The organism is Acaryochloris marina MBIC11017 (genome assembly GCF_000018105.1).
GTDB classification, from domain to species: Bacteria; Cyanobacteriota; Cyanobacteriia; order Thermosynechococcales; family Thermosynechococcaceae; genus Acaryochloris; species Acaryochloris marina.
The window spans coordinates 164,173-189,418 of record NC_009927.1 but is presented as its reverse complement, the minus strand read 5'-3'; the positions used below and the strand labels follow the sequence as shown (position 1 = coordinate 189,418).

The following is a 25,246-nucleotide window of genomic DNA, read 5'->3' as shown; positions in this document are numbered from 1 at the left end:
TATTACTTTCTTAAGAATTTTCCAGTGAGTTATACGATAACCAAAACCAAAGCCCCACTCCAGTTCTACGACGAGATTCTTGCTGAGGGCGTGCTGCCTTTGCGGATGATGCAGATACCTGCTGGAACTTTTCTGATGGGTTCTCCGAATGAGGAAGTTGACCGCTCAGACTTTGAAGGACCGCAGCATGAGGTAACCCTTTCTCGGTTTTTTATGGCTCAATACCCCGTCACCCAAGCCCAATGGCGGGTGGTAGCAGCGATGGAACAAGTTAATCGGGAGCTAGATTCTGAACCATCGAATTTCAAAGGTGACCTCAACCCAGTTGAGAAAGTGTCTTGGTATGACGCAGTTGAGTTTTGCGATCGCATCACCAACCTCACAAATCGACAATATCGTTTACCCACGGAAGCAGAGTGGGAATATGCCTGTCGAGCGGACACCACAACCCCATTTCACTTTGGAGAAACGATTACCACTGACCTAGCAAATTACGATGGAATTGGTGATGAATCTATCGGCTTGTCAGGGTCCTATGGTGGTGGCCCCAAAGGAGAATACCGCCAACAAACGACTCCCGTAGATCACTTTGGTGGAGGCAATGCGTTTGGTCTGAGTGATCTGCATGGGAATGTCTGGGAATGGTGCCAAGACCATTGGCATGATTATGATGGTGGCCCCACAGATGGAAGTGCTTGGATATCTGAGAATGACAGTGCATATCGAGTTCGTCGCGGCGGCTCCTGGGACTTCAATCCGAGGTATTGCCGCTCTGCTTACCGCTACTACGACAACCCCAAGTTCCGCGACAACAGTATCGGTTTTCGTGTAGTGTGTTCTGCGCCCAGGTCTCTTCCGTAGTCCTATACCCTCTTACCCTTTTACGAATTTTAATGGTCTGCTCTTTTCTCCCAGTTGAAACCGATGAACTCCGGGCAATCGATTGATGATCGGGACATACCATTTAATCAGGTCGTAGGTTTTCTGGATGATGGGCAATTCAGTATTCATCGTTAGATGTGATCAAAGAAAGGACGCCATTCAGCATAAAGAAACTCAGTATCCTTGCCATCAATAAGGTCAGTCCAGTTATGCTAATTTCTGGGGTAGGCCGCAAAGCAGCGGCTCCTGGAACAACAATCCGAGGAATTGCCGCTCTGCTTACCGCAACAACAACAACCCCGAGAACCGCAACAACAATATCGGTTTTCGAGTCGTTTGTTCTGCGCCCAGCACTCTTCTACCGCTAGCAATAGCAGGCCAGAACTGGCAGATGGGAATCTGTCGGGTGTGCCCCAGAAGAGTCCAGAGCCTATTCCAGTGATGGTCCGTTGGGCTGTCCAAAAATAAACCTGGGCTGGCTACTTTGGTAGGGAAACCGAAAACTTAGCTGGCCCTCCTACAAAAAACTGCTATGGCCCCTACCCTTCGACGCACCCCTCGTACTGGCAGTGGATATATTGAACCCCTGTTAGAGATTCCCAATGCTTTGCCTCTCCATATGGTTCTCGTACCGGGCGGCACCTTTATGATGGGTTCTCCAGAAGATGAGCCTGATCGATTGGGCCGCGAAGATCCACAACATGAGGTGACGGTTCCGGCGTTTTTTATGTCACGTTATCCCGTCACTCAAGCTCAGTGGAAAGTGGTAGCTGAATTAGAAACAGTAGAGCGTTCTTTAAAATCAGAACCTTCTTACTTTAAAGGCGAAAATCGTCCCGTTGAACAAGTTTCTTGGTATGAGGCTGTTGAATTCTGCAATCGACTAGATAGCCTAACGAAGCGTCCATATCGATTACCTAGTGAAGCAGAGTGGGAATATGCTTGTCGAGCAGGCACCACCACTCCTTACTATTTTGGGGAAACCATCACTAATGATGTCGCTAATTATGTGGGCGAAGAAACAACCCCTGTCGATCACTTCGGCATAGCCAATGCTTTTGGTCTGAGTGATATGTATGGAAATGTTTTTGAATGGTGCCAAGACCATTGGCATGACAGTTACAAAGGTGCCCCCACAGATGGGAGTGCTTGGTTGTCTAAGAATGAAAGCGCTGGTCGGATTCGTCGCGGCGGCTCCTGGAAACACTATCCGAGGATTTGCCGCTCTGCTTACCGCAACAACGACAGCCCCAAGAGCCTCAGCAGCAATCTCGGTTTTCGAGTCGTTTGTTCTGCGCCCAGGCCTCTTCAGTAGCCCTTTACCCTTTTACCCTCTTGCCACATTTTTCAAATTTACTGCTGAAGTATGTAGCATAAATATTTCAAAAACACTACATTTCTGTAGTGCAAAAGTTTCAAACGTGTGACAAAAAATCCTGAAAAACGCAATTTTCGCCTCCAACCGATCCAGGCCCATGTAATGGCGATTAGGCGTATATTGGGGGGCTTCTCTCCACAGAAAGATTTTCGGCCTCTGAAACCGTGACCACGCAAGGGTTATAGAGATTGGTGAGCAGGTCCGTGGTACAAAGTCGCTAGATGTGGCACAAAATCAATCGGTGTGGCTCAGTGTGGCGTGTCGTGGTATCACTTTTTCGAGAAATCGGGTGTTTCTGGAGCCTGAAACGTAGACACACAAAGGTTTTAAGGTGGTTTTGACTTCGATTTTTGCCCTTTTTGAGCGGTTTTGGGGAAATACTACAGCTAGGTGGCAAGTATGCTACATAAAATTGCACTGAAGTACTACATAAAAACTACAGATGCACTACATAAGATTGCACAAAAATAGCATTTTGGTGTGTTGAAGAAGCCCCCTATTACATAGGTAAGAACAACAAACATAGGAGCTTCGATACATGGATCGAGATTTGACGATATGCACTGACTTGGGTTCAAGCCTGGGGAAGGGATGCTACTACATCGACAATAATTTGCATTGGATCGCTCAAGATAATGCGGTTGAGGAAGAGAAGATCCGAGACTTGACAGCGGATAGTTGCGTGATTGAGTACAAGGATCGAGCCTGGACCGTGGGGGCTAGTGCGGGGAATGGGATTTATGAGACCAATATCCATCAACAAAAAGCCGAACAAGCAAGCTTAAGAGCATTAGGGATGCTGGGCAAAGCAATCGAGACTGAGAACTTTACTGAGGGCTATGTAGATCTAACGGTGCTGCTTCCTCAAGGAGAAGGACGGTATTTCAAGACCTTGGAAGCGAACTTAGAGAAAGGTATTTATGGATCCACGTTCAACGGTCTTAAGCCAAACGTGAAAGTTCGACGGGTCCGGGTACTGCCTGAAGGTTCGGGGATTGCATCTCAGATTCAAGATGCCGAAGCCATTGCAATCATGTTTGGTCACAAAGACATCTCGATTCTTTATGTTCGAGAGGGTCGCGTTATCACCAAGCAGAGTTTGACTCTCACGGGAATGGGCATGATTGCATTGATTAACGAATGCGGCATCCATGTTTCCGATGAGCTGATTTTGGCTACGCTGATTTGTCGTGAAGTGCGAAACAAGAACGGTCTCAAGCTTGCCTTCTCGGACAAGGAAGAATTGCAATCAGCAAGGCGGATCCTAAAAAGCGCTAAGGCTAAGGTTTGGCCTAAGATTTCCGAGAGGTTTGATCGCTTTCGCCCGCTCACCACTGCAACCAAGATTTATGTGACTGGGGGTAGCCATCCGGTCTGGGGTCCAGAGCTTAAGGCCAAGTTCGGGCCGAAGCTGCGATACCTAAAAACTGAATTAGAGGAAATGTCAGCGGCCTTCCCCGATCTGAGTGCGCCTGAATTTAGCGGCTACAAGAATCGGTTTACCGATAGCTATCTACTAATCAAAGGGGGCACCTATGAAAGCTAATCAAACGGATCAAGAATTAATTAGAGTCGGCAGGCGATACCCTCATGACTCTATTCACACTCGTCAGTATCATGCCTTGAGGAGATACTACGGAGCTGACTTTAGCGAGGTGTTCTTTCAGGCTGCATGGGCGGTATTGGGTCCAGTGGGGAGCGCACTAGATGGTGCCTCTTTCGACGAGGTTCAACGGCTTTCTACGGTTGGCAAACATTTTAAACTTGCCCTTGAAGCCGAAGCACTAACCCTTGCAAGTGGTGATGAAAGCGGGAACTTTGCGGCGGGTCCAGTTCCCGGAGGTCTCACAGCTCAGCTTGACGAAGGAACCCCAGATTTAGATACCTGGGAAGCCGACAGCGATAACGATGACGACGATTTACCATCAGCACCTATTGCTGGTGATCCATTCGGTTAATTATTTCGAGATACAGCGATGCGATAGCCTAAGGCCGCTCGGAGAGCATCGCAATGTCGATACAGGATTTTGACCCAAGCCAAAACCCACCTATTAAAAAAGTAGGTGCATTGATAAGGACTCAAACATGTTCATTTATTTGATTGCAGGATCGGGCTGCTCCTTCGCGCTCTCAATAGCCTTCCTTCGACGGGCCATCAAAAGCGGCAAAAATTACAAGCCTAGTGTTGCTCTTGGGGTAGGGTTCGCCCTCTCCTTTAGCTGCACTGCCCTTTTTGGAGTGCTGGCAGCAGTTCAACAAATCCCTGTCGAAGATAACGAAACGATGGAAGCTCAGCAAAAATATTTGATTGGCCGAGAGAGGCCCCTCGCCGAGTTTCGCAAGCTTCCGATCCAGGCAAACTCTAATTGATTTTGGCCTCGGCTGAAACTCCCCTATCCAACAAGTAAGCACACTGTGACTTCTCCCGACGCTGATGCTACGCATACAACGCGGGCTTCTCAAGATTGCTCTTGAAATATTCAAGCTTCGTCCGGTCTTGTCTAGCATCAGTCACCTGAAACCCCGATAGATCCCGTCCACTTGCAATTTGAACACCCGATAGACCACGGGCATTGATAACTTGACCACTGGCAACATCTCTCGGCTTTACGGACCCGCACTCATGACACTCATGAATCCGAACACTCAAGTCTTTCTTTACCCTGGCTCCACAGTCAGGGCATTCTTGAGACGTGCCATTAGGGTCAACCTTGACATAGTAAACTCCACGCTTGAAGCAAACCCAAGGCAGAACAACATTCAGGAATTGCCCAAGCCCTGCATCAAGAGTATGTTTGCCCAGCATCCCTTTTGCCATGATTCGGAAGTCCAAATCTTCAGCAAAGATGGTTTGGGCTTGGTCACACAGGTGATGGGCCAGCTTAAATTGCCAGTCCAGTCGAGATGCCGCAATTTGTTCATGCACTCGCCCTATTCTCTGAATCAGCTTGGCGCGTTGGTTCGACCTTTTTTGCTTTCGCTTCAAGCACCGTTGCAGCAATTCCAGCTTGCGGTGGAGCTTGTTGAAAAAGCGAGGTCTAGCAATTTGCTCGCCATCACTTGTAGACAGAAAATATTCCAAACCAACATCAATCCCAATCGAATGCCCATGAGGTGGGACTTCAGGGATAGAGACATCAGCTTGGATACACAGCACGACGTACCAGCCCGAATGCTTGCGGACAACCCGTACTGTCTTGATATCAAAATCATCGGGTATGGGTCTGTGCAAGGTAATCGGAACCCAACCAATCTTGGGCAACTTAATTTGATTACCCTGAACTGGGCTGGTCTTGAACTGAGGGAACAGGAAGGAACGGTATTGTCCAAACTTCTTAAAGCGTGGAAAACCGTGACCTCTTTGCCTCATGGCCTCAAAAGACGCATCAACCCTGCCCAAAACATCTTGCAATACTTGAGAATGCACATCCTTCAGGTGTGGCAAGACTTTCTTAGCCTGAGTCAGGTTTTTCTTTTGAGGGTAATAGCCAGGATAGGGAGCATCTGCAGGAATGATGTACTCAGACTGCAGAGAACATCTGTCTATCTGGCACTTACGGCTACCGATCCAATCTTTTCGCTCTCTCAACGCATAGTTGTACACAGAGCGACAAGTCTCAAGCCAAGACAACATCCGTGTCTCTTGCTCAAGGCTAGGGTAAATCCGGTAGCGGTACGTCATGGTGAACATGTTCTTATTATAGCTTTTTCTAGGGAGGTGTTATGTAGTCCCTAGAATTGTTCCCTGCGGTCACCGCTCCTCATCCCGACGTTGACCGCTTCGTTTCACTTGCAGTACAAAGCGGGGCTTCCCCGCGATTAGCTAAAAGGTAAACCAAGCCATGCACAATCTAGACGATATCCTCCAACTGTTAGAAGTCTCAGAAGAAACCCTAGGCAAAATTCTAAAAGCTTGCGGCTGGGAAGGCCTTACACAGTTTGATGATGAGCAGTCAGAAATACTGATTGCCATTAACGAGGGCCATAACGCGAACGGCTGGAGCTACGTAGAAAGTTATCTAAGAAAGGTAGCCGATCAGCAAGGCTTAGGACCGGAGGAGTACGATAGATTGGCCTCAGCAATCACTCAAGCCGGTGCGACTCTCGGAGAGTACCGCGAGACCTTCGCGGATATTTGCCAGCGATTTAAAGGCGGTGCAAGTGCGGAAGAGGCAGTATTACCCCCCGCAGATAAGCCGGTGAAGCTCACAGAGGCATATGATCTACCGCCTGCCGATGGCGAGGACAACCCCCTAGCAGGCCTTAGCCCTGAAGAACTGACATTCATTAATGAAGGGGGGAAAACAGCGGCAACCATTACCCTTTCTAGAATGCAAGGCTTTGCCGATAAGGCCGCAGAGGAACAGGAAAGATTGGAGCAGGCTTTCTTATATTGCTACCGCCAAGAAATTGCCAAAAGCCTACGTGATCCAGAATTTAAAGCACAATTCACCTTGAGATTGCAGCGGAGTATGGAGGGAAAAAAGCCCCCGGCGAACGAAATTTCTGGAGCGGCGACGACTATACCGCTATTATCGAGCACCAGCTGATAGCCCGACTGGAGAGCTTGCTTGCTGATAATGATGCTGCCATTCAGCAACGATATGCACATTGGAAAATGATCGAAAAGGAGCAAGACCAGGCCGAACGTGCCCAAAGGATTAAACGAGTTAATAGCGATATCCGAAAAGAAGGTTACCTGTTTAGGGCTGCACATATAGCGCTTGGCCTTGCTATCGGTGTATGGGCCACTCTTTACGGGGTGTCCCTTAATAAACCTAGCGACACCCCTGCCCCAGTGGTACAAATCAACCAAAAGTAAAAACGAGGAATGGTTACCGCCGTCTAGTCCTCTGTTTTGCTATGTTTTTGGGTCGGCGGTCAGACTTTGGAAGCCTCAAGGAAAGCTTGTTCATCAGATGACGAGCAGCTTTGAGGATAGATGGAATAACTTAGATTCTTGCTGGATTCTGTATTACCTAATCTACAGAGGCTTGACCATGAGAGTAACCCTAGATTAACCAGAACAAGATCTTAAAACCATCGCCCGATTATTGGAAGAAAACTATTTTGTGGAGAAAAACTAATGAAAGGTTGCCTGATCGTTCTCCTGATCCTGATTACCCCCTTATTGCTCCTCGCAGGCCCCATTGGTTGGGTCTTAGGGATTATTGCCTGGATTTTGCTTCTCAAGTAGAGAAAATGAGAGTTTTTCCATGACAGATAACCCACCGAACCCCGTTGATTCAGGCCCTGCTGAGGATTCCGCTCAGGGGGGCAATGCGGAGGAAAAAGCACTTACAGCGCTGGCGGGGATGTTGGAATGCCGCGATCGCATTCGAGAAACCATCAATGATTTGAAAACTCAGAAATCTTCCTAGATTTCAATTTCTGTAGAGAATCTGTATTACCTATTTATTGAAGATGAATCAAAACGATGAACTTGGATCGACTCTTCGGGTCACTCAATGTTGCCAACACCATAATTAACGGTGATTTCTCAGGGTTTGAGCTGGCTTCTTACTCTGATACTCCTAGCAAAAATAGTGTTGGTGCCCTGAATGAATCATTGTTTAGCAATCAAGCTAAAAATATGGGGTTTCTGATTCAAGAGTGGCCTGAAAAAACTAGGGTTGTTATGTACAATTTCTCGGCCTCTAATCTACTGGCTGAAGTTGAGTTCAACAACGATAATCCCATGCTTGAAATGCTGCTTAGAAGGCTCTGCAATCCTTCCTATGAAATACCGTTGAATGATTTTGAAGCTATGAAATCTCAGATTCTTCAGGGGATTTATGTTACCTAGGTAACTAAGCTTAACGAGATGGGATAAACAAACAATCTCCAAGTACCTTGGCTTCAAACTAAGGTACTTGGAGAAAATCAAACTTAATTCGTGATTTTGTCTAGCTTGATTTCAATCCGCTCTAGTCGTTGATCCATCTGCTGAAATCGTTGATCGACCTGCTGGAACCGCTGATCTATTTGCTGAAGTCGTTGATCGACCTGTTGAAATCGCTGATCTATTTGCTGGAATTGAGGTGTAATTTGTTCTGCAACAACAGATCTAACAACGAAGAAATTGACACTAGCTAGAGCTGAAATCAGAGCGACAATAGCGATGACTATCGTTGCAAGCTTTGCTAAGACATCCAGCCATTGGGGCATTTGAGTTGTGTCTGATGAATTCATTTGTCTCTCCCTTATTATCATTATTGCGCAATATCCCTTGGGGGGCGGTGTTGCCCCCCGAATGTGCTTAGAATTCGTCTTCAAAGTTCTTCTCAGCTTCGATCTGGCGAGTGGTGGGGATGGTGCGCCAATCTGCTAAGCGGTAATCATTGCCATACTCAGACTGAACCCATGCCCGGAGACGATCACCGAGAAGACCAGGCTTGCTGGTGACGGCAGCGAGGACTTCAAACAAGTCGCCACCCTCACGTACACCGGGGTATTGCTCGATTTGCAGTTCAACGGCAATGACTTCTGGATGGAGTGGATCAGTGACTTGAGCATCAACAAGCTGAAGAAGTTCAGTGACGGTGGTGGGAGTTTTGAGTAAAGTGGTCATAGTTAATCCTTTGTTGGGTTTTAACTAGGGCATCGCGAGTCTTTGGTCGGAAGCGCGGTGCCTTTGTTTGCATGTAAGCATTATAACACTTATATGCTTGCATTCAAGCATATAAAGAGATTGTTTACACTTGTTTATATCTTATTTCTGTATACTTTGAGCATTAAGTTTCCATAGATATATAGGCTTGAATGCAAGCATATATCTGATGCTTATGCTAGGCTTGTCTCGTAACTATGTGTATTCAGATATGGGAAGAAATCCTAACCCTACTTTTGACCACCTGGAACCATTACCAAGGGCAGACAATACGACTGGTAAGCTTGCTAAGTCGCTGAGTATTCGGTTGGAAGAAGAAGTATATGAAGCCCTTGCCACCAAGTATCCAGGCAAAGGAGAGCTTACAGCTTGGTTGAGACAACAGGCGAGGATCGGGGCTGAAAATGAAGGGCTGCTTACTAAGTCTTGATGCTCAAATTATCGACTATGAGCAGCATCATTGTATGGCTATTGGTTAACTCCATTGGTGGCGTGGTATTAGGCTATCACCTGGCACCTTTATGGTTTGGAATAGTGGAGTTAACAGGAATTGCTGCATTGGTTGGGTGTATTTCACTACCAACTTTAAGTGATGTCGTTTGGTTGAAAAAGTTAAGAGTGGGTTTATTTTGTTTCGGTAGTTTTCTGACGATGCTTGCGATTTATACAGCTAGTTCGATTGGTTTTAACCCCTTTATTGGATGGTTTATGGTTTTATGTTTTTGGATGACATTAAACCTCGCTGCACAAAACTTGGAAGGGACTCTAAATTATGTTGTCCGAGGTTTTCTGCTGTATGCCTCCGCTGGTTTAGGGCTAGGTTTAGGTTATCTATTAAGTGCATCCTGAAAGAGTTAAAGACTTACTAATGAGGGCGATCGCATCCCTGATAGCATCCCAAAAGCTCTTACCCATCCAGCAAGATTCCGATAATAGGCCTCTTGCAATATTCGTTTCATGATGTGCTAGTTACGCAAAAAATACCGCGATCTGGCTTGGATTTTTAGTCCTTTTCCATATCGGTAGTGGAATTATGCAAGAGGTCTAATGCAGCATCCCCAAATAAAGGCAGTGAGTGGAGCAAAGCCATGGCTTTGTGAGAGCGACCTTGCCGATCTGAAGTACGCTACACTCTTGTTCGTTTCGGGGGCAACTCTCGCATCATCTCAGACTAATCCTCGATCCAACACAAGCCCCCGGAACCTGCCCAGTGGCGAGCGTTTTTTTCTTCTCTTACCAGGTAGTTGATTAGAGATAAGTCCAAATTGTAAATAATCAAACACTAATTCTTGTCAGCCTTGGTTGATTTCTGATAGTGTGACCCAAGTCAATTCAGGTAATTACACTTATTTAATTATTTACAATTCAGGTAAGAATACATGAGTCAAGAAGATTTAAGCGGCCATAAAAAAAATTCTATAAATACTGACGATGCTTCAACTTTAGAAGATCAAAATATTTTGGAAAATTCTTTGGAATTTTATAGAAACTGGATGGAGAACTTTTATAAACCTGAAGAATTTAGATCGAATGTGAAATTATGGGGATCAGGAATATTAGCTCTTAGTCTTTGGTGTCTTCTAGGAATGTTAGCATGGTCACATTTTGAGGCTTCTAGGAAGTTTGCTAATGAAATATCTTCTCTCAAACCTCAGCTAGAAGAAGATGGAACAATCAGTTTAGTTCATCAACAAGAAATTCAATTGAATGAAAAGGCAAATGCCATGGTGGATTCAACATCTAATAGGCTTTATACATTCTTAACGCCAATTGTTACCGCTGTTACAGGTTATTTTTTTGTTTCATCAGCTACTAAGCCTCCAATTAAACAAACTGACTTAGGAAAACCAAAGGGATAGAAATAGAATATTTAGTTTTCTATTGACTTTTTTCTTAGGAAAATACCCAAGGAAAGCGATTTTACAGCTAGAATAAATAGCCCACTCCCAATTCCTATCAATATATATCCTCAACAAAATTGCTGGTGAAAAGATTACTGAGGTTTAAAAAATTGAATGAAGCCCTGGCTTAAAACTCTGGGGTAACAACCAGGGCGATAGAGCTATTACGATGACTAGTTTTCGGTTAGAGAATAGTTCTGCCCTAACATGTCCCTTATCTGCAGGGTTGTTTGTTGTACTGAATGAGCGGAGTGCCCCACAGTGACCCCTTTCTGTTCGAAGGTTTCAGGATGCATTAACAACAGACCGTTGCGAACAGCCAAGGCATCAAATCTGCCAGTGCCGACCATTACAGTCGTCTCAAATGTGGAACTGTGTAACGCCATGCAAGCCATTAGCAAGCCGGGGTTTGGCGGTAAAAACCAATCGCCTGTGATTGTTGCATCAAAGGACTTTGCAATCTTCTGAGTTAAGGTCGATTGAGTATTGAATATGCCGATATCAGGGATTTGACACCGTGTTACAACCATTTCACTGCCCTGGTTTGTCGTGAACATACTTACGCCAATTAATTGGTCATATCGATTCATTGCGGCTTGATGGCAATCTAGAACTTCGGTTAAGCTGCGCTCTCCTTTTGCGATTTTGGATTGATCTGAAATCATTGCCAGGTGCCAGCCTGCCTTGTGCGTTGTCCTTAAAGCTGCTAGCAAGGCTTGTCGAGGCCTGAGGTGGTTGACTGGCTGAAGTTCTGCCGGGTCAATGATGAGCAGGTTGTTAGCCATGATAAAAACCTTCTGTTATTGAGATTAAAGAGAATGTGTCGGTATCAGAAAATTCACGAGCGATTCAGATTTGAAACTGGCGATAGGCCTCACCCAGCGCTGGCCGAGTGAGGCCAAAAGTTACTTGCCGATGCTTTGGCGTAAATTGTGTTCAGCATCGACCCAACAAAACCGCGTGGATCTCCGTCTTCAGCGAAGCAAGACGGAGGGGGATAGCGGCCAGACGAAGGCTGGCAATCTTCTAGGCTACGCATAACTTATTTGACCTCCGAAGTAGTGTGCATTTAGAAACAACAAACTTCCCGATTCGTCGCCAGTTATGGTCATAGAGGGATACGGATTTAGCTTTTTTTGTATAGCCGCCAACCCATCCACGGAATACCTTGCCCGCTTTTTCGCCCACCACTAAATCTCCAGAGCGAAAGACCCAGGGGGTAACAGTACCGCCCTTTCGCTTATGAGTCCCCCCTTTGCCGGGATTATCAAAGTGCAGCGCTCTCCTGAAATAGGCAGGACGGGTAATCACCCTGAATTGACAAGGCGTAACATCTATAGAACCAACCCAATCCATGGAGTCAGATTGACTAGCTTGATATCGAGTAAACTGACTTGCAGCCAAGGCAATGCCATCGACAGCATGGGCCTCAGGTGCCTGAGCTTTCTTGTCTTTACATTTGATTAGGCCCAAGTGCTTACGGATCTGGCTAGTGCCGTTGCCATCCTTTTGCCAGCCATGACGTTTTATGACTGGAGCAATGGCTTCTAGTTGTTCCATCGCCCAATATTGTGCAGTCATAACGGGGGAGAAGCCTTTCCCTGATTTAGCACCTTTGCGACCTGATGTTCTGTCTACATCAGCCTTGACGACTTCATAGACAATCGAAGTGATGGGGAAAATCTTTGACAGTTCCTTGATCACTCGAAGCTCCATCTGCCTTGAGGCTTTAATTGATGGAGGAAGCTTGGGTTGGCGACGATTGTTAAATCGCTTCTGACGATGTGCTCTTAAGTGAAACGGCACCTTGCGGTTGATGCGCCGTCCTCGCCTGACTCGACGTTGTAATGCCCTACCCCGAACATTTTTGATAACTTTGCCGTTCTTGATGACGGCAGCTCCCAAGCGTTCTTTAATCCGCTGGAAAGGTAGAACAAGGTGAGCGGTATATAGGGTGAAATGAGCAGATTGAACAGCGATACCTGAATAGGACTTGCCAGGATCACAACCTAAATGAATGGGTTGCGTCTGGGTGTCTGATGGATCTGCTGTGAGCTGGATGTAATAGACTCCAGCATCATTCCATTTGCCGACAGCTTTACCATCTCTGACCATGCGACGGGCACGGCTAGGTTTGGTGGGCATTAGAGGCTGACCCTCTGGTGATATGACTGGCACTCTTAAAATCATTGTTGGAGATAATCCTCTAATGAGTTGTATGTCCCTAAGACCACTGAATCCAGGATTTCTAGCCGTTACGCTACGCCTTTTCTCAGAAGGCTTGCAGAGTGTCCGAGTTTGGGAAACGCCCGGACCTACGTACCTGTATTCAGCTCATGGTCTAGTCACGACTTAGTGATCGGCTGAGACCAATCAAGCCCCTTCCTCAACCCCGGAGGGTAGGGAGGGGTTCATGACGGACGAGATGCACTTTACTTCATCCGGGAACCATTCTCTCAATGTCAGGCAGGATAACCCTGGCCTTTTACCAGATGAGACTTTATCTCAGTTCAAGGCCAACATTAAATATCCCTGCATAGGCTCCCGTTGCCGAATCATGGGTAAGCTCCGTGATCAGTTGATCGCCACCATTCCTAAAAATGCCATCTTGATCATTTCGAATCCTGGATTGTTCCCTGATGTTATAGGGTGATTGGGTAAAGATTTGATTGCTTACTGTCTCTCTAAAATAGAGCTTTGACATCCTCCTCGGCCTAAAGGCACGAGGATTCCCTAGCTAGCAAACAGTTCTAACTGCTTATCTACTAGACGAGTTGACGCATCACTGAGAACGGCTGAATTGACTTCAGACTTACACTCTCTCCGACATCCGTTTATCGCCTCCGAGTGCCCCCCGGCGGCTTTGATATTCAATGCAGCATTAATATCCCTATCGTGGAAAACGCCACAATTGAGACATTGCCACTCTCTAATCCCCAACTGTTTACGTCCTTCTCGATGCCCACAGCATGAGCAGGTTTGGCTGGTGGGTTCCCAGCAACTGATGATGTTGACATCACGACCATACATGATGGCTTTAGCTTCCAGCATGGTTCTAAATTGTCGCCATCCTAAATCACTGATCGCTTTAGACAATCTGCGATTCTTGAGCATCCCTGACACATTCAAGTCTTCTAGATTGATCTCTTGGTTCTCGATGATCAACTGAGTGCTGAGTTTGTGCAGAAAATCGGTTCGAATATCTTTAATCCGATTATGGAGTTGTGCGACCTTGAGTTTTGCAGCCTGCCTGCGATTTGACCCTTTTTCACAGCGGCTCAAGGTCTTTTGTAAGCGGGCTAGTTTTTTGAGATATCGCTTTAATGGCTTAGGAGCTTCTATTTTCTGGCCTGTGCTGAGGGTGGCAAAGGTGGTTATCCCTAAATCAATGCCGATGGATGTATCATTCCAGAGCAATAACTCTGGCTCTTTTTCGACAACAAAGCTAGCGAAGTATCGGCCTGATGGGTCTTTGATAATGGTTACTGAGGATGGCTCTGAGGGTAATGCCCTAGACCACTGAACTTTAATGGAGCCAATCTTAGCTAGATACAGCTTCGTGCCCACTGAAAACCCCCTTAGGGTAAACCGAGCTGTCTGGGTTGAATGCCGTTTCTTAAACCGGGGCATCCGCACTTTTGGACCTTTGCGTTTACCTGATACAGAGCTGAAGAAGTTGCGGAAAGCAACGTCTAAGAGGCTGTTTGAGAAGTGAGTAAAGCTCTCAAGGTACTAATCTGTCAATACACAAACACTGGACAGGACCTAGAGAGCAATGCCTACAGCATATGATAGCGACCTCACCACCCTGCAATGGGAATTACTTGAGCCTTTGATTCCTGCTGCTAAACCTGGAGGTAGACCTCGCACCACTGATATGCTCAGTGTTCTCAATGCCATTTTTTATCTCGTGGTTACAGGTTGTCAGTGGAGACAACTACCTCATGATTTTCCCTGTTGGTCAACGGTCTATAGCTATTTTCGAAGGTGGCGCGATGATGGGACTTGGAGTCAAATCAATGAACATCTACGCATGCAAGTGCGGGTGAGTGAAGACCGTCATCCCAGTCCCAGTGCCGCTATCTGCGATGCTCAATCGGTCAAAGTCGGCAATCCTCGGTGTCACTTGATTGGGTTTGATGGTGGGAAAATGGTCAAAGGTCGTAAACGTCATGTGCTCGTTGATACTTTGGGGCTGGTTCTGATGGTGATGGTCACCGCTGCAAATATCTCTGACCAACGAGGGGCCAAAATACTGTTTTGGAAAGCTCAACGCCAAGGTGCGAGTTTGTCCCGTCTAGTTCGGATATGGGCTGATGCAGGCTATCAAGGACAAGCTTTGATGAAGTGGGTAATGGACCGTTTTCAATATGTCTTGGAAGTAGTCAAACGCTCAGATAATCTAGCGGGGTTTCAGGTTATTCCCAAACGATGGATTGTAGAGCGGACGTTTGGATGGTTGTTGTGGTCTCGACGTCTTAATAAAGATTATGAGGTGCTGACTAGGACGGCTGAAGCGCTTGTTTATGTGGCGATGATTCGACTCATGGTTCGAAGGCTAGCGCAGGAGCACTAAAACTTCTCAAACAGCCTCTAAGTCTCTGACAGATTGCTGTAATGGAACGACAGATACTGACGACAACCAGCTTCGTTCTTCGGTTTGCTTGGCTTTGGTAATACACTGTTTCATTAGGGCTGTAGAGCCAGGGTATTTACCTCCTTGTGCATACTGTTGTTGGCAAAAGGTAAGAGCATCGTTCCAGACTACGCGAGTGCAACCAAACATCTGGGCCAGTCGATTGGCTTGAACTGGTGTTGGATAAACTCGATAGCGATAACGCAGCTTCATAGTTCAATTGTACTAGTTTGTGTCGGCTAGTACCTTTGAGAAACAAAGACAATACCGTCCTGAAGTACGGGGCTTCAGACCCTAAAATTTTCGGTGAAAGACTAGTGATTTGTGACCACTGGGAGAATAATCGCAAGAGCAGCAGTGACAATAAGACCAAAAGCAAGATTCACAACCTGTTGACTAGCTTTCTGATAAGTTTCCACCTTTTCGTTAGTTTTGGTGGTTTGCTCTTTTAGTTCACTAATATCTTCTTTGACTGTGGAGATATCAGCTTTCACAGTTTGCATGTCCTCTCCAAGAGTACTGAGAAGAGATTCAATGCGATCTAATCTATCCGGGGATGTCGTTGTCATTTCTTTTTCCCTAGTTAATATCATTGTACCAATATTGGTTTGGAAATGCCCTGATTTAAGACAGGGCATAGGCTGCAGGATTCTCTAGTACTCCCTTGAATGCATCAGGGTTAAAACTCGGGTCGTCTTTGCTGGATCACTGGGGTCTTCAGTGCCGTATCTCAATGATTTGTCGTAGTAGTCGATCTTAAAAAAGTAGGTCTCACCCTGAAATTCAATACTTCCAAAGTCATGCTCTCCATAAGGGTCATTACCTGGAGTGAAGTCATTGAAGGTGCGGAGTAGGCGAAAGAGTTCTTGCTGATCGGCTGAGGGAAGACTGTTAACGGCTTGGGTCGTGCAGATTTTACCGAGGGAGTGATCGCCTTGGCGAAAACGGTCGTTTAGCTTAGCGATAGTGGTTTGAGGTGTGGATTGAATAATTTCCATGTCTTAGTCCTCTGAATTTTCCTGAAATGAGTAGGGGCAGAGGTGCCCCAAAGACGTTATTCAATGCTTACCGGGGTGCCGTCTGAGCGGTAGGCCACGCAAACGCCATCTATGTAGCCAGTGTGGGCTTTAGTCCCTGTTGCGGGCTGACTGGCTTCACCGTCGCCTAGGGTGTCCTCGTAGACTTCGACTGCAACCAATAGGTTTGGATCGATAAACTCAGTACCAAAGCGAAGGATGGGGGTTTCAACATCAGTTAAATTGAACATAGTTAACTTCCTTTGTGGTTTTTAACTCGGGCATCGCTTCAGATTGGTAGTCGGGGGCGGTGCCTTTGTTTTCATGAAAGTATTATAGCATTAATCGAACGTATACATTCAACCAAGAGGATTTTATTATATATGTATACATTCGATTTGCTGTGCTATTCTTGAAGTCGTTGATTAGTTAGCTCTATCCATGGCAGTCAATAAAAATAGCTTGAAGAACTTGACCATTGGCAAAACAGCTCCAGACTCTAATGAGCTATTAGCAGACACGCCTTTGAGTGTTCGCTTACCCGCCAGTCTGGATAAAATCGTTCGGCAGATGAACAATAGGCCACAATGGCTACGATCAGCGATTGTTAACGCTGCAATTGCTGATGATTCTATTGATTGGCCCAAGAATGATAAGGAATAACTTAAACATCGTCTTTTTCAGTGGCTCTTGCCGAAGTAATTATCATTATAAATGAATGTATACGTTCGATTTATGTTATAATTTAGACACTAGACAACTTAAAATTCCGTTGATATGTAATTTCAGTGGATTGAGATGACCTCAGACAACCAGGACACTACCCCAACCCGCTTCTCTTCTTTGGTGGACTTATCCAAAGACTTGCTTCCTGTTTTAGCTGTGATTGGTCTTCTGATCGGTGGTCTGTTTTTCCTGATCAATACCAGCGTTGCCGCTATTGTCCCTACCAGCGAAAGCAGATTGATTGACAAAATTGCTGATAACAGGATTGAGATTGAGCTATTACGCAAAGATATGAATTCTCAATTTGAAGGAGTTAATACACGCTTGGATCGAATTGAGCAACTGTTGCAAAACGGTCAATCATGACTCAGATTCCATCCTTGACTCATCAACAATTAGAACTCCTAAGATTAGCCAAAAAGAATTCTGTGGAGGAATTACAGCTCTTTTATGAGTTTCCGGTGGTCGATGGTGACGAGCCTCCGGTCGTGCATCCTCAATTTATCCAAGAGCTGATTGATATCCATCTAATCCAGGTCAGAGAGATAGAAGCCTCTGTGCTTGCTTCAGAGTTCCAGCAATCGAGCTGGACAGAATATTGTGAAGACCTAGATTTCCCTGCTCAAGTTGATTGGGACCGATGGCGGCAAGGTATTATCACCCAACTCGGTGAGGGAGTTGAACAGCTTATGAGTCCGGGGAAAGGGTTAGGACAATTCACGAAGGTTTGGATCCGAGAGATTCGTATTCGAGCAGTTCAACCGAGCAACCTCTGATCGGGACTGGTACGTGAAATTAGCCGATGGAACTCATACCCAAATTTTCATATTCTCTGTGGTTTCTGTATTGCCTAGACAATATAAAGTCTGTATGGATTTTGAAAATTAGCAGATGAGTGATTAATTGACCCAGGAAGAAAGGTCACGGATTGCTTTGCGATCTCACTCCTGATACCAATCCCAAAACCCGCACCCATCCCGCAAAATTCCGACAATGCAGCATCCCCAAGTAAAGGCAGGGAGCAGAGAAAAGCCATGGCTTTGCGATGGCGACCTTGCCGATCTGAGGTACGCTACACTCTTGCTCGTTTCGGGGGTGCCCACTTCCGCATCATCTCAAGCTAATCTTCGACACAACACCAGCCCCCGGAACATGCCCTGCGGCGAGCGTCTTCTCTTCTTTTAGCATCGTCACCGATAGACCCGCATTGCCATTCTCAAACTGCTCGGAGACTTCCCGCCAACCTAGCTCCCGGTAAAACCTTGCAGAGCTGACCCTAGCGTTAGACCAAATCGGCCTTGCTTGATTGGACTCTTGTAAATCCTCAAGCAAGTATCGGATCAGTCCTGTGCCAATCCCCTGATTTCTCCAGCCTGGAGCTGTCGCCATTGCCCTGAGTCGCCACGCAAGTTCACCATGCCAGGTTGAGGGAATGAGGGTGACGCAGCAGATAACTTCTCCCTGCTGGCTGAATGCTCCATAATGACGGGTTTCCTGGTCTTGGTCTTCTGGGAAAATGACCTCAGCGATGGGTAATCCTGGCCGCAAAACTTGGTGGCGAAGTTGGAGGATATGATCTGCGGTTGTCCAGGTGAAGGTGATCATGGTGGGTGGGGTTGCGATCTCGATTCTGGTATTGCTTCACAACCATTATTCAGTGTCTACCCTACCTAGACCTAGTAATAGGAGTATTGTCTCCGTAACCACAAAAATTTAACCAGGAAAAGATTAATTTTTGTAAGAATTCAAGCAAAATAACATTTTTACTCTGACAACTTTCCTAGGGATCTGCGCGATTTTTTTTTGAAACAGCAACCATAGAAATCACTGACTGTGATGTGGATGAGAATGAACAAATCAGTCCTGTTGATTAGTGTTTTATCAATCTGGAGTTTATTGTTTAAATCAGGATTAGCTCAAGTCACTTCTGATCAGACATTATTGAGAGAAAATTCAGTCGTTGAGCTACAGAATAACCGAATTTTAATCAAAGGTGGTGCTTCAAGGGGAAGTACACTGTTCCATAGCCTTAAAGAATTAAGTGTTGGAACTGGTCAGGAAGTTTATTTCAATAACCCCAGTAATATCAACCTTATTCTGACTCGAGTCACTGGAGGCAATCGCTCCAATATCTTTGGTACTTTGGGAGTTTTGGGTGATGCTGACTTGTTCTTGATGAATCCATCGGGGATATTTTTTGGCCCGCATTCAAAGCTAGACCTCAATGGCTCTTTCATAGGAACTACAGCCAGCAGCCTGATCTTTGATCAAGATATTGAGTTTAGTGCAGAAAATCCTCAAAATCTTCCTAATTTAACTATCGGCGTGCCACTAGGATTGCAGTTCAACTCAAGATCTGCCGATATTATTGCGAAAGGTCCAAGATTTCAATTGACATCGACGAACCCTTTCGTTACTTTTTCAGGACGTACAGGTAGCCAAGAGTTTGATTTGACTGTTAAACCTAACAAAACACTGGCTTTGCTAGGGACAAATCTTGATTTGAGGGGCAGTATACTTACAGCACCCGGCGGGAGCATACAATTAGGCGGAGTGAAATCTGGTTATGTAGGTATATCTCCTTCTCCATTGGGATGGACCTTCGATTACCAAAATGTCCAAAGATTTGGTGATATTCACCTTTCTGAGCTTGCTTTAGTTGATGGCACTGGTATGGAGGGAGGACCTACTGGTTTTATTCAGGTACAGGGTGGTCAAGTTTCCATAACCGATGGTTCTGTTATACGAATTGGCAATCTAGGAAATCAGACTGGAAGACGTTTGGTGATTAAGGCTGCTGATTCTATCAAGCTCATTGGTACGAATCTAACCACTGGTACTAGTAGTGGTTTAATTACTACGTCTCTAGAGACAGGAAGCGGAAGTGATATTTATCTGTCTACTCCCCATCTGATACTAAAAGAAGGGGGACTTATTTCTGCTAATACCCTAGGTTTTGGCTCAGGAGGAACCCTAGTCATTAATGCTACTGAGTTTATTGATGTAATTGGAACATCATTTGATCCAAATTTATTGAGCTTCATCAGTACAAGCACCTTTGGGGTAGGAAATGCAGGGGACATAATTATCACAACAAAGCATCTCAGGGTAAAGGATGGCGGATTAGTTACATCAGCCACATTAGCCGCTGGTCAAGGAGGCAATATAAAGGTTTCGGCTTCAGATGGAATCGTGCTTGTTGGTGCTAACAATGCATTATCTTCTTCTAGTTTAGCGAGTGGTAACGCAGGTGATTTATTCATTCAGACAAAGCGCTTGTTAATCAAAGATGGGGCTCGGGTGGATGCTGCTACTTTCGCTGGCGGTAACGCTGGAGACGTCATTATCACTGCTGTGGATGAAATTATAGTTAGTGGAGTAGATCAAGGAAGCCAGGATCCCAGCTTGATTAGTTCGTCCACAATTCAGTTAAGCCCCGAATTGCAAAGTGGGTTTCAAGTTTCTCCCATCCCCACAGGAGAAGCGGGGAGTGTTTCGATCCAAACCAAAGCTCTAAGAGTAAGCGATGGTGCAGAAATTACAGTTAGAAACGATGAAATAGGCAACGCAGGGACTTTGCATATCAACGCAGATCAAATTTTGCTAAAAAATCAAGGGAATATTTCGGCAACATCCAGTGCTGGAAAAGGTGGTGATATTGATTTGCAAATTAGAAATTATTTACTGATGCGCAACAACAGCTTAATAACTGCAGAAGGAAGAGGAATTAATGATGGAGGAAACATCAAGATTACTGCTAGTAAAATTGTGGCGATTCCCTCTGAAAATAGTGATATCTTTGCTAGCTCTTCAGTGGGCAAAGGTGGTCAGATTATCATTACCGCCAAGGAACTGTTTGGTTTTCGAGCAAGTGGCCAGTTAACTAATTTCAGCGATATTGTTTCTTTTTCTCAGAATGAACCTCAAATCAACGGTTTTGTAGCAATTTTATTCCCTGATGGCTTGAAAAAACTCCCCGAAACAATCGTTGTTCCTAAAACCATCACTACAAAGTGTCGTCCAGGTCAAACTTTAGGGAACAGCACTTTTGTGGATATTGGACGCGGTGGTATTCCATTAGGCCCTCACCACTTACAAACACCACCCTCTGTTTGGCAAGACTTACGACAACCTCAATTATTGAAGCAAAAATCGCCTTCTTCTAAGTTACCTGTGAAACCCGGATCCTCGGGGGTAGAGAACAATAATCTATCTTCCAACTCAGCGTCCCCACCTACTATCGTCGAAGCACAAGGATGGATTCGTGATAAGAAGGGGAACATTTTTTTAAGTGCAAATGCCTCAGAGCTTATAGCGTATAATTCTGGCCAACCCGTTGCTACGTGCTAAATCCACCCCCTAACCGTTACAGTCAGGGGAATAGATAAGTCGAGTTTTACGCTGCCACACCCAAAGGATCGATTAGCTCAATCAACTGGCCTTTCTGACTAGCTTTGCAACCCGCAAGCAGCTCCTCCCAAGCCTTTCGGGTGCTGAGTTTGTCATAAGCGATTCCCCAGCTTTTCAACTTGGCCTTAAGTGCCGGGGTATCTTTAACCTCGTAGTGCTTGCAAACCTCGGCTTTAATATCGCTGAGTTTTCGATCATGCCTCGGGGTAGGTGCGGAATAATCCCCGATGTCCACTCCCAACGGTTCAGCGAAGTTAAGCCAGGTTTGAGCTTTTCGGAAGTTGTAGGTCTGCTCAGGCCAAAGCTGTTTGGCAGCCTGCTTGAGTTCTGCGGTGGTGGTTACAGAAATTTGGTGCTGTTTTGCAAAGGCAACGATAACAGCTTCCTTGATTTCGGATAGTTTCATTGTCTAAATGCTCCATTGGTGTAGTGTTGCGGTGGATCCGCATTCCGGCCCGATCTAACGATCACGGGGTCGGGCGTTTATCGAGATGCCTTCTCGCCAATTTCGGGTAATTGGGAACCTTGCTTATAGAATCAGTATAAATTCCTTGATATTCGATTACAAGGGTCGGATACTAGCAATTACTAATCATTGACGACGAAATTGATAAGTTTTTGCTAGTGTGCATTATTGATTTTGTCTCCGTGTTTTTTACCAACTAACAAGCCGTAAATACAGCCCCTAACTCCTCAAAATTGCCATTCGCATCAATTACCCATGACTGACTCGCCAACGTCCTGAGTTCGTTTGACCATCCCTGCTTTGGCTCAATCTCTAATAAAAAGAGATCTGTTTTCAATTTTTCTAGGGAATCTGAATACTCTTGCAAGAACACAGAACTCAATGGCGCAATCCCATCCGTGATAAAGACAATATCGGCTTCGCTGTAGTCCTCGTCTTGCTCAATGATGTCTCTGGCCTGTTCCAGTGGTCTTTGAAACTCGGTTCCCCCATCCGTGGGACTCGTGACCAGCAATCGGATCAGCTGGTCAATATCTTCTCTGGGATGGAAATAGATAGGGTCGTAACAAATAGACTCAAACAATACCAGCGAAACCACCCGTTCTTGCTCGTTGGCCAACTTCACCAACGCAACGATCAGGGCTTTCGACCAGAGAAAGCGGTTGCCCTTAACCATCGATCCAGAGCAATCCAGGCAAATCACCATCGGACCTTTGCCCTTCTCCTCTGGGGCCTGTAAGTCATTCTGAAACAACTGACCTTCTAGAAAGTCTCGATAAAAACTCAGTTTCTGTCTGGAATCTGAAAGCCTTGCCAACTCTTGAGGCAAAATCTGTGAGACATCATTCCCCGTGGTAATCCCCACTAGTTCACCATATCCCGTCTCAGTCTGGTGTTGTCGGCGTTTGCGGTTGGCTGTCTCCAAGGCATTTCCAGCGAGGGCTAGTATCTTTTTGAGTTGTGGCCGCTGTTCAATCAAAGCCGCAAGCTTTAGTTTCTCTCCGGTGGGAGTGGGATTGCGGTCACCCGACTCATTCCCCCAGCTCATTCCCAATGCTTCTAGCTCGTCTTTTTTCTCCTGTACTTCTCCCTCGGCATCCTCAACACTCTCGCCGATGCCTTCGCCTTCCTTCTCTTCCAGCTTTTGGGCAAAGGCTTGGGCTGCTTGGGACATGGCCTGCCCTTGGGCTTGAAGCTGCTGAAACAAATCCTCCCTACCATCCCGCTTCGCTTGTCGGGCCTGCGCTCTCAGGGTATCCAGTTCATCAATTTCCTGTTCGTCGCTGGCCTCTTCAAGCTGTCGGTACAGATTGGTGATCATGGATTGCGCGGCGATTGCTGCCCCCAATGGATCACCCGCACATGTCAGGGTTAGATTTTGGAATTCTTCAGACTCACTAAGCTGGTTGTGCAACACTCGCGCCCATTGATGTTCTGGCTTTTCCGGTAACCATTCAGGATCGGGGGAGTAATAGAGACGGTGAAAGACTTCTAGAGCAAAGCTATTGAGGGTTTTGATATTGGTCTCTGAGGTCACCTCCACCATTGCAGGATTTGAGTTGAGATAGTCTTGCCAAAACAGCTTAGAGGTTTCGCTGACTTCGGTGGTGATGGGGTTTAGGTCCTGTGCCTTGAGTTCGGTGTACATGATTAATACAAGCCTTCAACTAGCTCATTGATTCGGTCTGATTGGGCTTTTAGTTCGGTCTCAGCTTTGGCTTTCTGGCTGGCTCCATTGCGGCATAGGTCGGCCTGAACCTTGTCTAAGCTGCTGGATAAGTTGGTAAGTTGCGTCCGGGCAAAATCAGCGGCATTGACATGATGGGTATGGTCTAACATTTGATTATTCAGTTGCTCTTCCAGCCTTGAGACTTCACCCTGAGCAGCTTTAGCGATATCCGCTAATTTCTTTTTCGCGATGGGTGCTGAGGTTTCAATCAGCTTCTTGATTTCTCTAATTTCCTCAATCTTTGATTTCCAGCAGCACTGAGGTAATAACTCATGCAAATGCTCTAGATATACTTGCTCGTCCCCTTGGATGTAGGCGTAACACTGAACAAGCTGCAGCAACTTTACTCTGCGGCGGGCACTAATCACAAAGCCATCCCGGATCAGAGCATGGATAATCTCAGTAAAAGCATCCACCATGGCATCGGTGAATTTCACCTGTTGAATCTCAGCGCACATCTGATCGAGTTCGGCTAATGAAATCAGACCTTGACTCACCTGGGGCCGATTGCCTTTGATAGTCCAACCCAACAGCTTCTTAGTAGAGCTGGGGGTTTTTTAGATCGAAAATCCAGGGTCTGTAAATAAAGCGGTCGGCAAACGCTTCTAGGTCGCTCCCTGAGTCAATCGAGTTCGTTGCACCGACTATCGAGCGAAGGGGGCTTTTCTGTTTGTCTGGGTTGTCGTAGGTGCGCTCGTTCATCAGCTCCAGCAAGCTATTGAGCAATACCCCATTGCCTCTAAAGACTTCATCTAGAAAAGCCAAGTGAGCCTCTTGAAGTCTGCCGCTGGTGTTGCGCTTCATGATGTCTTGTTTCAATGCTTTAAGGCTGATTTGGCCTAAGACTTCATCAGGAGACATGGCTTTGTGAAGCAAGCGCTGGAAGAAATTCGCATCTGCGATCGCAGAGCAAATCTCTCTAAGTATCAAACTTTTACCCGTTCCCGGTGGCCCATACAGCAAGGCGTTTTGGTTCGCCAACAATGTAGCCAGCAAGCCATCAATCACAGACTTGCGCTCTAGGTGAGCGGCATTGAGTTCTTTTCGTAGCGTCTGAAGCTTGAGTTGAAGTACAGTCATGAGCTTAGATTTTTGTTTTCTCTACAGAATTTGTATAGCCTAGGCAATATTAGTAAGCTCTTAAAAAAACAAGCTTCAATATAAAATCAATCTCATGAAAATCCTATCTATAGAGTTGATATTATGGTTTTTCAACAAGATAAATCTATCGATTGATATTTTTGATTACCAAAAGTTGTTTATATAAAATATACTCTTATACTAAATGATTTGGTAAGTAAGAATGGGTCTTATATTTCCATATATCAGTAGTTTTTACAATTGCTTCTTGCTATCAGAAGACATCTGAAGAGATTGATTTTCAGAACCTTCAGATGTCTTCAATTCGCTTGGGATAATTTTTATGTCGTTTTACTCCTTATCACTAAATCCCTTGCCAGATATACCAAAGAGATTGATTAGCTCTAACTTC

At 45.7% G+C, this 25,246-nt stretch carries 32 protein-coding genes and 2 pseudogenes; 18 read left to right on the top strand and 16 right to left on the bottom strand.

The window, feature by feature from the left end; translation table 11 throughout:
* Window positions 1-24: 24 nt before the first annotated feature.
* Entirely contained in the window at window positions 25-861 is an 837-nt protein-coding gene (locus AM1_RS31445) for a formylglycine-generating enzyme family protein (RefSeq protein WP_012167132.1), read from the top strand.
* 42 nt (window positions 862-903) lie between these two features.
* Here the strand turns inward: AM1_RS31445 and AM1_RS43560 are convergent.
* Window positions 904-1,011, bottom strand: a pseudogene (locus AM1_RS43560) (diversity-generating retroelement protein Avd); the annotation flags it as partial.
* Window positions 1,012-1,149: 138 nt separating this feature from the next.
* Between AM1_RS43560 and AM1_RS42565 the strand changes: the two are divergent.
* The 5 genes from AM1_RS42565 (at window position 1,150) to AM1_RS31425 (ending at window position 4,630) form a co-directional block, all read left to right on the top strand.
* Entirely contained in the window at window positions 1,150-1,350 is a 201-nt protein-coding gene (locus AM1_RS42565) for a hypothetical protein (RefSeq protein WP_187152976.1), read from the top strand.
* Between the two features lie 64 nt (window positions 1,351-1,414).
* Window positions 1,415-2,197, top strand: coding sequence for a formylglycine-generating enzyme family protein (locus AM1_RS31440; protein WP_012167131.1), 783 nt, complete (start codon window positions 1,415-1,417; stop codon window positions 2,195-2,197).
* Between the two features lie 601 nt (window positions 2,198-2,798).
* Window positions 2,799-3,806, top strand: a complete 1,008-nt coding sequence (locus tag AM1_RS31435; protein WP_012167130.1) for a ParM/StbA family protein — start codon at window positions 2,799-2,801, stop codon at window positions 3,804-3,806.
* Entirely contained in the window at window positions 3,796-4,218 is a 423-nt protein-coding gene (locus tag AM1_RS31430) for a hypothetical protein (protein WP_012167129.1), read from the top strand. Before AM1_RS31435 ends, AM1_RS31430 begins: the two co-directional genes overlap by 11 nt.
* Window positions 4,219-4,345: 127 nt before the next feature.
* Window positions 4,346-4,630 carry a hypothetical protein gene (locus AM1_RS31425; protein ID WP_012167127.1) on the top strand — a complete coding sequence of 95 codons (285 nt, stop codon included), beginning with the start codon at window positions 4,346-4,348 and terminating at the stop codon, window positions 4,628-4,630.
* A 67-nt stretch (window positions 4,631-4,697) separates the two neighbouring features.
* Here the strand turns inward: AM1_RS31425 and AM1_RS31420 are convergent, their stop codons facing one another.
* On the bottom strand, window positions 4,698-5,942 hold the full coding sequence (locus AM1_RS31420; RefSeq protein ID WP_315897251.1) for an RNA-guided endonuclease InsQ/TnpB family protein: 1,245 nt from the start codon (window positions 5,940-5,942) through the stop codon (window positions 4,698-4,700).
* A 160-nt stretch (window positions 5,943-6,102) separates the two neighbouring features.
* Here AM1_RS31420 and AM1_RS31415 point away from each other — a divergent pair, with 160 nt between their 5' ends.
* The 3 genes from AM1_RS31415 (at window position 6,103) to AM1_RS31405 (ending at window position 8,066) form a co-directional block, all read left to right on the top strand.
* Window positions 6,103-6,810 (top strand): hypothetical protein, encoded by a 708-nt coding sequence (locus AM1_RS31415; protein WP_012167124.1) that lies wholly within the window; start codon window positions 6,103-6,105, stop codon window positions 6,808-6,810.
* Window positions 6,811-7,476: 666 nt separating this feature from the next.
* A complete protein-coding gene (locus AM1_RS42560; protein WP_012167121.1) occupies window positions 7,477-7,641 on the top strand; it encodes a hypothetical protein in 165 nt (54 codons plus the stop codon).
* A 56-nt stretch (window positions 7,642-7,697) separates the two neighbouring features.
* Window positions 7,698-8,066, top strand: a complete 369-nt coding sequence (locus tag AM1_RS31405) for a hypothetical protein (protein ID WP_012167120.1) — start codon at window positions 7,698-7,700, stop codon at window positions 8,064-8,066.
* An 83-nt stretch (window positions 8,067-8,149) separates the two neighbouring features.
* On the opposite strand, the gene AM1_RS31400 is transcribed toward AM1_RS31405, so the two are convergent.
* Together AM1_RS31400 and AM1_RS31395 are read right to left on the bottom strand one after the other, a co-directional pair.
* A complete protein-coding gene (locus tag AM1_RS31400) occupies window positions 8,150-8,452 on the bottom strand; it encodes a hypothetical protein (RefSeq protein ID WP_012167119.1) in 303 nt (100 codons plus the stop codon).
* 67 nt (window positions 8,453-8,519) lie between these two features.
* Window positions 8,520-8,831, bottom strand: coding sequence for a hypothetical protein (locus tag AM1_RS31395; RefSeq protein WP_012167118.1), 312 nt, complete (start codon window positions 8,829-8,831; stop codon window positions 8,520-8,522).
* Between the two features lie 486 nt (window positions 8,832-9,317).
* On the opposite strand from AM1_RS31395, the gene AM1_RS31385 reads away from it, so the two are divergent.
* Window positions 9,318-9,719 carry a hypothetical protein gene (locus AM1_RS31385; protein WP_148216024.1) on the top strand — a complete coding sequence of 134 codons (402 nt, stop codon included), beginning with the start codon at window positions 9,318-9,320 and terminating at the stop codon, window positions 9,717-9,719.
* Window positions 9,720-10,249: 530 nt separating this feature from the next.
* Window positions 10,250-10,729, top strand: a complete 480-nt coding sequence (locus AM1_RS31380; protein WP_012167115.1) for a hypothetical protein — start codon at window positions 10,250-10,252, stop codon at window positions 10,727-10,729.
* A 215-nt stretch (window positions 10,730-10,944) separates the two neighbouring features.
* Here AM1_RS31380 and AM1_RS31375 read toward each other — a convergent pair whose 3' ends face one another.
* On the bottom strand, window positions 10,945-11,556 hold the full coding sequence (locus tag AM1_RS31375; RefSeq protein ID WP_012167114.1) for an HAD family hydrolase: 612 nt from the start codon (window positions 11,554-11,556) through the stop codon (window positions 10,945-10,947).
* Between the two features lie 70 nt (window positions 11,557-11,626).
* Here AM1_RS31375 and AM1_RS40255 point away from each other — a divergent pair, with 70 nt between their 5' ends.
* Complete coding sequence (locus tag AM1_RS40255) at window positions 11,627-11,812, top strand: hypothetical protein (RefSeq protein ID WP_012167113.1); 186 nt, start codon at window positions 11,627-11,629, stop codon at window positions 11,810-11,812.
* Here AM1_RS40255 and AM1_RS31370 read toward each other — a convergent pair.
* Complete coding sequence (locus AM1_RS31370) at window positions 11,798-12,916, bottom strand: RRXRR domain-containing protein (RefSeq protein WP_238549354.1); 1,119 nt, start codon at window positions 12,914-12,916, stop codon at window positions 11,798-11,800. The two genes, AM1_RS40255 and AM1_RS31370, sit on opposite strands and share 15 nt — an antisense overlap.
* 268 nt (window positions 12,917-13,184) lie before the next feature.
* On the opposite strand from AM1_RS31370, the gene AM1_RS41575 reads away from it, so the two are divergent.
* The gene (locus AM1_RS41575) at window positions 13,185-13,424 is read left to right on the top strand and encodes a hypothetical protein (RefSeq protein WP_148216023.1); all 240 of its coding nucleotides are present in this window, start codon (window positions 13,185-13,187) and stop codon (window positions 13,422-13,424) included.
* Between the two features lie 80 nt (window positions 13,425-13,504).
* Here the strand turns inward: AM1_RS41575 and AM1_RS31360 are convergent.
* Window positions 13,505-14,467, bottom strand: a pseudogene (locus AM1_RS31360) (RNA-guided endonuclease InsQ/TnpB family protein); the annotation flags it as partial.
* 79 nt (window positions 14,468-14,546) lie between these two features.
* On the opposite strand from AM1_RS31360, the gene AM1_RS31355 reads away from it, so the two are divergent.
* Window positions 14,547-15,347 carry an IS5 family transposase gene (locus AM1_RS31355; protein ID WP_012161398.1) on the top strand — a complete coding sequence of 267 codons (801 nt, stop codon included), beginning with the start codon at window positions 14,547-14,549 and terminating at the stop codon, window positions 15,345-15,347.
* 6 nt (window positions 15,348-15,353) lie between these two features.
* Here AM1_RS31355 and AM1_RS31350 read toward each other — a convergent pair whose 3' ends face one another.
* From AM1_RS31350 to AM1_RS31335, 4 genes are all read right to left on the bottom strand, one after another.
* The gene (locus tag AM1_RS31350) at window positions 15,354-15,620 is read right to left on the bottom strand and encodes a helix-turn-helix domain-containing protein (RefSeq protein ID WP_012167109.1); all 267 of its coding nucleotides are present in this window, start codon (window positions 15,618-15,620) and stop codon (window positions 15,354-15,356) included.
* 101 nt (window positions 15,621-15,721) lie between these two features.
* Entirely contained in the window at window positions 15,722-16,045 is a 324-nt protein-coding gene (locus tag AM1_RS31345; RefSeq protein ID WP_012167108.1) for a hypothetical protein, read from the bottom strand.
* Window positions 16,046-16,060: 15 nt separating this feature from the next.
* Complete coding sequence (locus tag AM1_RS31340) at window positions 16,061-16,405, bottom strand: DUF3768 domain-containing protein (protein ID WP_012167107.1); 345 nt, start codon at window positions 16,403-16,405, stop codon at window positions 16,061-16,063.
* 56 nt (window positions 16,406-16,461) lie between these two features.
* Window positions 16,462-16,674 carry a hypothetical protein gene (locus tag AM1_RS31335; protein ID WP_012167106.1) on the bottom strand — a complete coding sequence of 71 codons (213 nt, stop codon included), beginning with the start codon at window positions 16,672-16,674 and terminating at the stop codon, window positions 16,462-16,464.
* 190 nt (window positions 16,675-16,864) lie between these two features.
* Here AM1_RS31335 and AM1_RS31330 point away from each other — a divergent pair, with 190 nt between their 5' ends.
* The 3 genes from AM1_RS31330 to AM1_RS31320 all read left to right on the top strand — a co-directional run bounded on the left by AM1_RS31330 (window position 16,865) and on the right by AM1_RS31320 (window position 17,925).
* Window positions 16,865-17,086: a hypothetical protein gene (locus AM1_RS31330; protein WP_012167105.1), complete on the top strand. Its 222-nt coding sequence runs from the start codon at window positions 16,865-16,867 to the stop codon at window positions 17,084-17,086.
* Between the two features lie 135 nt (window positions 17,087-17,221).
* Entirely contained in the window at window positions 17,222-17,515 is a 294-nt protein-coding gene (locus tag AM1_RS31325; RefSeq protein WP_012167104.1) for a hypothetical protein, read from the top strand.
* A complete protein-coding gene (locus AM1_RS31320) occupies window positions 17,512-17,925 on the top strand; it encodes a hypothetical protein (protein WP_012167103.1) in 414 nt (137 codons plus the stop codon). The genes AM1_RS31325 and AM1_RS31320 overlap by 4 nt, the downstream gene beginning before the upstream one ends.
* A 334-nt stretch (window positions 17,926-18,259) precedes the next feature.
* Here AM1_RS31320 and AM1_RS37960 read toward each other — a convergent pair whose 3' ends face one another.
* The gene (locus AM1_RS37960; protein WP_012167101.1) at window positions 18,260-18,754 is read right to left on the bottom strand and encodes a GNAT family N-acetyltransferase; all 495 of its coding nucleotides are present in this window, start codon (window positions 18,752-18,754) and stop codon (window positions 18,260-18,262) included.
* A gap of 243 nt (window positions 18,755-18,997) precedes the next feature.
* Between AM1_RS37960 and AM1_RS31310 the strand changes: the two genes are divergently transcribed.
* Window positions 18,998-21,499 carry a two-partner secretion domain-containing protein gene (locus AM1_RS31310; RefSeq protein ID WP_012167100.1) on the top strand — a complete coding sequence of 834 codons (2,502 nt, stop codon included), beginning with the start codon at window positions 18,998-19,000 and terminating at the stop codon, window positions 21,497-21,499.
* A 46-nt stretch (window positions 21,500-21,545) separates the two neighbouring features.
* Here AM1_RS31310 and AM1_RS31305 read toward each other — a convergent pair whose 3' ends face one another.
* From AM1_RS31305 to AM1_RS31290, 4 genes are all read right to left on the bottom strand, one after another.
* Window positions 21,546-21,965, bottom strand: coding sequence for a hypothetical protein (locus tag AM1_RS31305; RefSeq protein WP_012167099.1), 420 nt, complete (start codon window positions 21,963-21,965; stop codon window positions 21,546-21,548).
* A gap of 256 nt (window positions 21,966-22,221) precedes the next feature.
* Complete coding sequence (locus AM1_RS31300; RefSeq protein ID WP_012167098.1) at window positions 22,222-23,673, bottom strand: vWA domain-containing protein; 1,452 nt, start codon at window positions 23,671-23,673, stop codon at window positions 22,222-22,224.
* Window positions 23,674-23,675: 2 nt separating this feature from the next.
* Complete coding sequence (locus tag AM1_RS31295; RefSeq protein WP_012167097.1) at window positions 23,676-24,284, bottom strand: hypothetical protein; 609 nt, start codon at window positions 24,282-24,284, stop codon at window positions 23,676-23,678.
* A 7-nt stretch (window positions 24,285-24,291) separates the two neighbouring features.
* Window positions 24,292-24,834: an AAA family ATPase gene (locus tag AM1_RS31290; RefSeq protein WP_049783878.1), complete on the bottom strand. Its 543-nt coding sequence runs from the start codon at window positions 24,832-24,834 to the stop codon at window positions 24,292-24,294.
* Window positions 24,835-25,246 lie beyond the last annotated feature (412 nt).

What these genes read in the sequence shown, in the direction of transcription:
- AM1_RS31440 (WP_012167131.1), top strand. Translation starts at nt 1,415, where the DNA reads ATGGCCCCTACCCTTCGACGCACCCCTCGTACTGGCAGTGGATATATT.
- AM1_RS31435 (WP_012167130.1), top strand. Translation starts at nt 2,799, where the DNA reads ATGGATCGAGATTTGACGATATGCACTGACTTGGGTTCAAGCCTGGGG.
- AM1_RS31430 (WP_012167129.1), top strand. Translation starts at nt 3,796, where the DNA reads ATGAAAGCTAATCAAACGGATCAAGAATTAATTAGAGTCGGCAGGCGA.
- AM1_RS31425 (WP_012167127.1), top strand. Translation starts at nt 4,346, where the DNA reads ATGTTCATTTATTTGATTGCAGGATCGGGCTGCTCCTTCGCGCTCTCA.
- AM1_RS31420 (WP_315897251.1), bottom strand. Translation starts at nt 5,942, where the DNA reads ATGACGTACCGCTACCGGATTTACCCTAGCCTTGAGCAAGAGACACGG.
- AM1_RS31415 (WP_012167124.1), top strand. Translation starts at nt 6,103, where the DNA reads ATGCACAATCTAGACGATATCCTCCAACTGTTAGAAGTCTCAGAAGAA.
- AM1_RS42560 (WP_012167121.1), top strand. Translation starts at nt 7,477, where the DNA reads ATGACAGATAACCCACCGAACCCCGTTGATTCAGGCCCTGCTGAGGAT.
- AM1_RS31405 (WP_012167120.1), top strand. Translation starts at nt 7,698, where the DNA reads ATGAACTTGGATCGACTCTTCGGGTCACTCAATGTTGCCAACACCATA.
- AM1_RS31400 (WP_012167119.1), bottom strand. Translation starts at nt 8,452, where the DNA reads ATGAATTCATCAGACACAACTCAAATGCCCCAATGGCTGGATGTCTTA.
- AM1_RS31395 (WP_012167118.1), bottom strand. Translation starts at nt 8,831, where the DNA reads ATGACCACTTTACTCAAAACTCCCACCACCGTCACTGAACTTCTTCAG.
- AM1_RS31385 (WP_148216024.1), top strand. Translation starts at nt 9,318, where the DNA reads ATGAGCAGCATCATTGTATGGCTATTGGTTAACTCCATTGGTGGCGTG.
- AM1_RS31380 (WP_012167115.1), top strand. Translation starts at nt 10,250, where the DNA reads ATGAGTCAAGAAGATTTAAGCGGCCATAAAAAAAATTCTATAAATACT.
- AM1_RS31375 (WP_012167114.1), bottom strand. Translation starts at nt 11,556, where the DNA reads ATGGCTAACAACCTGCTCATCATTGACCCGGCAGAACTTCAGCCAGTC.
- AM1_RS31370 (WP_238549354.1), bottom strand. Translation starts at nt 12,916, where the DNA reads ATGCCCACCAAACCTAGCCGTGCCCGTCGCATGGTCAGAGATGGTAAA.
- AM1_RS41575 (WP_148216023.1), top strand. Translation starts at nt 13,185, where the DNA reads ATGACGGACGAGATGCACTTTACTTCATCCGGGAACCATTCTCTCAAT.
- AM1_RS31355 (WP_012161398.1), top strand. Translation starts at nt 14,547, where the DNA reads ATGCCTACAGCATATGATAGCGACCTCACCACCCTGCAATGGGAATTA.
- AM1_RS31350 (WP_012167109.1), bottom strand. Translation starts at nt 15,620, where the DNA reads ATGAAGCTGCGTTATCGCTATCGAGTTTATCCAACACCAGTTCAAGCC.
- AM1_RS31345 (WP_012167108.1), bottom strand. Translation starts at nt 16,045, where the DNA reads ATGCCCTGTCTTAAATCAGGGCATTTCCAAACCAATATTGGTACAATG.
- AM1_RS31340 (WP_012167107.1), bottom strand. Translation starts at nt 16,405, where the DNA reads ATGGAAATTATTCAATCCACACCTCAAACCACTATCGCTAAGCTAAAC.
- AM1_RS31335 (WP_012167106.1), bottom strand. Translation starts at nt 16,674, where the DNA reads ATGTTCAATTTAACTGATGTTGAAACCCCCATCCTTCGCTTTGGTACT.
- AM1_RS31330 (WP_012167105.1), top strand. Translation starts at nt 16,865, where the DNA reads ATGGCAGTCAATAAAAATAGCTTGAAGAACTTGACCATTGGCAAAACA.
- AM1_RS31325 (WP_012167104.1), top strand. Translation starts at nt 17,222, where the DNA reads ATGACCTCAGACAACCAGGACACTACCCCAACCCGCTTCTCTTCTTTG.
- AM1_RS31320 (WP_012167103.1), top strand. Translation starts at nt 17,512, where the DNA reads ATGACTCAGATTCCATCCTTGACTCATCAACAATTAGAACTCCTAAGA.
- AM1_RS37960 (WP_012167101.1), bottom strand. Translation starts at nt 18,754, where the DNA reads ATGATCACCTTCACCTGGACAACCGCAGATCATATCCTCCAACTTCGC.
- AM1_RS31310 (WP_012167100.1), top strand. Translation starts at nt 18,998, where the DNA reads ATGAACAAATCAGTCCTGTTGATTAGTGTTTTATCAATCTGGAGTTTA.
- AM1_RS31305 (WP_012167099.1), bottom strand. Translation starts at nt 21,965, where the DNA reads ATGAAACTATCCGAAATCAAGGAAGCTGTTATCGTTGCCTTTGCAAAA.
- AM1_RS31300 (WP_012167098.1), bottom strand. Translation starts at nt 23,673, where the DNA reads ATGTACACCGAACTCAAGGCACAGGACCTAAACCCCATCACCACCGAA.
- AM1_RS31290 (WP_049783878.1), bottom strand. Translation starts at nt 24,834, where the DNA reads ATGACTGTACTTCAACTCAAGCTTCAGACGCTACGAAAAGAACTCAAT.